This is a genomic window from Nonomuraea sp. NPDC059023 (assembly GCF_042740095.1).
In the GTDB taxonomy this organism is placed as follows: domain Bacteria; phylum Actinomycetota; class Actinomycetes; order Streptosporangiales; family Streptosporangiaceae; genus Nonomuraea.
Map to the genome: position 1 here is coordinate 1 of NZ_JBHYIO010000103.1, position 5,280 is coordinate 5,280.

The 5,280-nt window shown below is 66.5% G+C and carries 6 protein-coding genes; 5 read left to right on the plus strand and 1 reads right to left on the minus strand.

The window, feature by feature from the left end:
• From ACFWYW_RS58740 to ACFWYW_RS58750, 3 genes are all read left to right on the plus strand, one after another.
• On the plus strand, window positions 1-240 hold a 240-nt coding region (locus tag ACFWYW_RS58740; protein ID WP_379641455.1), incomplete at its 5' end, for a transposase.
• A gap of 286 nt (window positions 241-526) precedes the next feature.
• Window positions 527-1,879, plus strand: a complete 1,353-nt coding sequence (locus ACFWYW_RS58745; protein WP_379627985.1) for a hemolysin family protein — start codon at window positions 527-529, stop codon at window positions 1,877-1,879.
• Complete coding sequence (locus ACFWYW_RS58750) at window positions 1,876-2,889, plus strand: hemolysin family protein (protein ID WP_379627983.1); 1,014 nt, start codon at window positions 1,876-1,878, stop codon at window positions 2,887-2,889. Before ACFWYW_RS58745 ends, ACFWYW_RS58750 begins: the two co-directional genes overlap by 4 nt.
• A 73-nt stretch (window positions 2,890-2,962) precedes the next feature.
• Here the strand turns inward: ACFWYW_RS58750 and ACFWYW_RS58755 are convergent, their stop codons facing one another.
• On the minus strand, window positions 2,963-3,958 hold the full coding sequence (locus tag ACFWYW_RS58755) for a sporulation protein (protein WP_379627981.1): 996 nt from the start codon (window positions 3,956-3,958) through the stop codon (window positions 2,963-2,965).
• 321 nt (window positions 3,959-4,279) lie between these two features.
• On the opposite strand from ACFWYW_RS58755, the gene ACFWYW_RS58760 reads away from it, so the two are divergent.
• Entirely contained in the window at window positions 4,280-4,939 is a 660-nt protein-coding gene (locus ACFWYW_RS58760) for a CBS domain-containing protein (protein ID WP_379627979.1), read from the plus strand.
• Window positions 4,846-5,046, plus strand: coding sequence for a transporter associated domain-containing protein (locus tag ACFWYW_RS58765; RefSeq protein ID WP_379627977.1), 201 nt, complete (start codon window positions 4,846-4,848; stop codon window positions 5,044-5,046). The genes ACFWYW_RS58760 and ACFWYW_RS58765 overlap by 94 nt, the downstream gene beginning before the upstream one ends.
• The last annotated feature ends 234 nt before the right edge of the window (window positions 5,047-5,280 follow it).

Sequence of the window (5,280 nt, forward strand, 5' to 3'; positions counted from 1 at the left end):
GAGGGCAACGACGCCAAGCTCACCACCTGGATCACCACCCTGCGAGCCGCTGACCTGCCCCACCTGCACGGCTTCGCCAACGGCCTCGAACTCGATCGCGACGCCGTGAACGCCGCCCTCACCCTCCCGCATCGCAACGGCCGAACCGAAGGCGTCAACACCCGCACGAAGCGGATCATGCGACAGATGCACGGCCGTGCCGGGTTCGACCTTCTTCGCCACCGCATCCTGCCGAAGTGAAGATCACTCGGCGCCACCACCGATTACGGGCCAGAGCCGTTCTTCTTTGTACAGTCCCCTCGAGATGGGAGAAGCCTGGGCGTCGTTCACTCCAGGAAGGACCGCACACGCTCTCGTACCGGCACGATAAGAGCTTCTCCAGGGGTCAAAGGAAGATCATCGCAAGGCGACGAGATTGTCCCCGGCCCCGGCAGAAGAGACACCGGTCAGATCAAATGAAGAGGAAGAGATTGGTGATGGCGTCCGTGCCCGCGAGCCCAGAGTGCCGCCATGAAGGAGGCCGAACATGAATGTGGCACTCGGCCTGCTGGCCGTCTTCGTACTCACCCTGGCCACCGGCTACTTCGTCGCTCAGGAGTTCGCCTACGTCAGCGCCGACCGGCTGACACTGTCGCAACAGGCGGACCAAGGCGACAGGAAAGCGGTTAAGGCGGTACGGGTCATGGAGCGGCTGTCGTTCATGCTGTCCGGGGCCCAGCTCGGCATCACCGTCACCGCGCTGGTCGTCGGCTTCATCGCCAAGCCGGCCCTGGCCGAGCTCATCGCCCCCGGCCTGGACGCGCTCAGCGTGCCCGCTGGCGCGGTCGGCGGCATCGCGCTGGCCCTCGGATTCATCGTGGCCACCGTCATCCAGATGGTCTTGGGCGAACTGGCACCCAAAAACCTCGCCCTGGCCAAGCCGGAGGCATTGGCGCGGGCTCTGGCCGGCTCCACCCTCGTCTACCTGACCATCGCCGGGCCGATCATCAGGCTCTTCGACGCCGCCGCCAACCGGCTGCTGCGCGCGGTCGGCATCGAACCGGTCGAGGAGCTCCACCACGGCGCCACGCTAGAGGAACTGGGCCACATCATCGGCGAGTCCGAAGCACACGGCCACCTGCCCGGCAGCCAAGCCGACGTGCTGGAACGAGCACTGGCCTTCTCCGAGCACACCGCCGAAGAGGTCATGGTGCCCCGCGTGGACGTCATCACGGTCAATGCCGAAGCCACCGTCCCCATGCTCGACAAGCTGATCGCCAAGTACGGCCACACCCACTATCCGGTGCTCGGCGACCGACTCGACGATGTGGCCGGCATCGTCTCCCTGCGCGAGCTCACCCCCATCCCGCCGGACCAAGCCGCCACCACCCGCGTCGGCGACATCGCCCACGAGATACTGATCGTTCCCTTCTCCACCTCGCTGCCAGATCTCGTGGCACACATGCATGAACGAGGCGAAGAGGTGGCCGTCGTCGTGGACGAGCACGGCGGTCTGGCAGGGCTGGTCACCTGGGAGGACGTCGCCGAGGAACTGGTCGGGGAGATCGCCGACGAGAACGACGTTGACGACGCCTCCGTCCTGCGACGCGGGGAGGGCTGGGAGCTCGACGGAGCCCTGCGCATCGACGAGATCGCCCTGGCCACTGATCTCGAACTGCCCGACGAGGACGAGTACGACACCCTCGCCGGCCTCCTCCTACACCGGCTCGGCCGCTTCGCCGTCCCCGGAGACGTCATCACCGTCGGACTGCCCCCGAGCCTCGACGACGAGGCGCCAACGCACGCACGGCTGGAAGTCCTCACCCTCGACCATCACGTGCCCGAGCGAGTACGGGTGACGCCCGAGACCCGCCGAGCTCACGACGAGGAGCAGTCATGAACCTGGGGACCGGTCTGGCCGTCACCCTGGCCCTCCTGATCGGCAACGGCTTCTTCGTGGCCGCCGAGTTCGCCCTGGTCGCGGCCAAGCGGCACCGCTTGGAGAAGCAGGCGGCACGCGGCAGCCGCGCCGCCGCCGCCGCGGTCAACGGCATCAGGGAACTCTCACTCATGCTGGCCGGCGCCCAGCTCGGCATCACACTGTGCTCACTTGGCCTCGGCGTGGTCTCCGAACCCGTCATCGCCGGCACCCTCACCCCGCTCTTTCACACCCTCGGCCTGCCAGACGCCGCAGCCCACGCAATCGCGTTCGTCATCGCGCTGGCCATCGTGACCTTCCTGCACATGGTCATCGGCGAGATGGCCCCCAAATCCTGGGCCATCGCGCACCCCGAACGCGCGGCCACCATGCTGGCGCTGCCGTTTCGCGCTTTCACCATGGTGGTGCGCCCGCTGCTCAAACTCCTCAACGGCATCAGCGACCTGCTGCTGCGGCTGTTTGGCGTGCGGCCACGTGAAGGGGGCGCCAGTCCGCGTACTCCCGCGCAGCTCCATCACCTGGTGAGCGAGTCGCGGCGGCTGGGTCTCATCGAGGATGACGACCACGGCGTTCTCACCCGTGCCCTGGATGCGCCCACCGCGTCCATCGAAGCGCTCGTCGTCGAGACCGACGACATCGTGGGCGTCCCGACTGACGCCAGCCCACAGAACGTGATTGACGTGTCGGCTCGTACCGGCCACACTCGCCTACTCGTCTGGGATGAGGAGAATCCGCGCGGCGTCCTGCACGTTCGCGACGCCTACCTCGCCAGGTCGCGGGGCACCGCCACCACCGCACGTCGCCTGGCTCATCCCGCGCCCACCGTCTCGCCAGACACGGTGATCTCCGAGGCGGTTACGGCGATGCGTACCGCACACAGCCAGATCGCCCTGGTCAGGAACAGCGACGGCACCTTGCGCGGGCTGGTCACCTTGGATGACCTGCTCGCGAAACTTCTGGTCCAGGCGTAGCCGGTGCGGGGTCTCTGCCCTCCCTCTACACGCGGAGACCCCGCTTCAGACCCTTACCTCATCACGCCGGTTCTCACCAATCCTCGTCGCCTCCGCCCTCGTCGTCATCGAAGACCTCATCGACGATCTCGGCGGCGACGAAGCCACCGACCACGCCCGCGGCACCCGCCGCGACCACGGCGCCCATGCCCGGCTCTTCCCGGTGATGTTGGTGCTGATCGCCATGGCCGTGGTGGCTGTAGCCACCATGCTCATACCCGCCGCCGTGACCGTGTTCGCCGTGATGGTAGCCCTGGTGCCCGTATTGAGACAGGTTGTTCATCCAGCGGTCGATCTCGCTGGCCCAGTCGGTGTGCAGGGCCTGCTCATGCGTGACGGTGAACCGCCCGACGGCATCCCCACCGCCGAACCGGCCACTGCGCTTGTCTGCCTCGACAATCACCTCCAGGCCGCCCGGGTTGGCCACGAAGGTCAGCTCGATCTCGTTGACCACGCCCGCGTGCTGTCCCGGCGGATAGAACTCGATCTCCTGATAGAACGGCAGCTCCTGCTGCACGCCGTGCAGGTGGCCGACCTCCAGATCCGCCGACCGGAAGTGGAAACCGAGCTGCACGAGAGCCTGCAGAATCCGCGCCTGCGACGGCAGCGGCTCGACTGACACCGGGTCGAGGTCGCCCTTGTCCACTGCCTTGGCAATGGCCAGCTCAGTCCGCACACCGACCGCCATACCGGTCAGACGTTGTCCGGCGATCTCGCTGATCGGTAGCTCCCACGGCAGGCTCACCTGAAAGCCGAGCGCCCGCTCCTCTCCCTGCCGCAACGTGAAGGGCCCGGACACCGGAGTGCGGAAGAACTCACCCAGCCCCTCGCCCTCTCCCTCACTGTGCTCAAGCTCGACCCTGGCGACCAAGCCCAGGGTGATGTGCTCAATCTCGGCGTCAAAGTCACCGCCCTTGAGCCGTACCTCACCGGTCAGCAGCCCACCCGGCTCCACCCTCGGCGTAGCCAGGACCGTATCCACGGTGGGGCCGCCAATGCCGAAGGCGCCGAGCATGCGTTTGAAGACCACGGTTTCCTCTCTCGGATCGTGTGACGGGGATGTCGTACCGCCCGTCAAACGATCGCCGACAGACCCCGGTTCCGCTCACGTGACACGGCGCGGGAACTCCGGCGGCGTTTCATCCGTTATCGCCCTGAACCTGAGCGATTCATGCGTTGGAGAACTGGAGCCGCGAGCCTCATGGACGAGCCGAGACCTGGGCCCTGCTCGTAGCCCGCCCCCTCAGCATCCTCGCCACCGTCTCCCGGCCCGCGGTCTGGGACACTCGGCAAGTCAACTGACCTGGACGTCCGCCTGGCGGGCGCCGACCCCAACCTTCACCGCGAGGAGATGGGCCCCGAAGAGATCCGCGACCTTGTCACCAACCACCAGGGCTTCACACCAGAACAGCGGATGATCATCTCTGGCGCGGTCGAGATCACCGAACGCGTGCTCCGGGAGGTGCTACTCCCCCGCCGCGAAGTCTTCACCCTCAAAGCCGACACCCCGGCCCACGAGGCCAGCCGCCTGCCGGCAGTCTCCGGCCACTCCCGAGCCCCGGTGATCAGAAACAACACGCTGGACGACACCGTGGGCATCGTCAACCACCGCGACCTCCTCACCGACAACGCCGTCGCCGCCGACGTGGCCCGCCCCGCCCTGCTGCTGCCCGACAGCCTTCGCGTCTCCGACGCGCTGCGCCGCTTCAAGACCGAACGCGAGCAGTTCGCCCTCGTCATCGACGAGCATGGTGTCGCCGACGGCAGCGTCACCCTGGAAGACCTCCTTGAAGAGATCGTGGGCGAGATCTACGACGAGACCGACCGCGACGTTCAAGGGGTCCGCCACGAGCCCGACGGCACCATGCTGCTTCCGGGTAGCTTCCCCTGCACGACCTCCCCGATCTCAACGTCCATGTGGAGCGACGTGCGGACGGTGACTTCACGACCGTTGCCGGACTCCTCCTGGCCGTACTCTGTCGCGTCCCCGGGATGCCGGGCGCATCAGTGATGCTGGATGGCTGGCATCTGGAGATCACCGCCATGGACCGCCACGCAATCACAGAAGTCCGCATCAGCGCAGACCCCCACCTCTCGATACCCGGCCTGACCCCGTAACCCCTTCTTGTCGCTCCCTCAAGTCCAGGTCCACCTGGAACAAGACATCGGCTGGCTCGGCTTTTAGCTCGACCAGTTGCTGCCACGTTGTCGCCGGGGTTGTCCACCACGATCAGATGCAGGTGCTCGCGGCGGACGCGAGCTTGTAACTCGTAGTGTGTAAAGTTGATCTTGTGGTTGGTTTTGGTTGCTTTACCGGATACGGCCTGGGTAGGCGTGCTCGAGTTCGTTGAG

Coding starts and splice junctions, on each gene's coding strand:
- ACFWYW_RS58750 (WP_379627983.1), top strand. CDS start 1,876: ATGAACCTGGGGACCGGTCTGGCCGTCACCCTGGCCCTCCTGATCGGC.
- ACFWYW_RS58745 (WP_379627985.1), top strand. CDS start 527: ATGAATGTGGCACTCGGCCTGCTGGCCGTCTTCGTACTCACCCTGGCC.
- ACFWYW_RS58760 (WP_379627979.1), top strand. CDS start 4,280: ATGGGCCCCGAAGAGATCCGCGACCTTGTCACCAACCACCAGGGCTTC.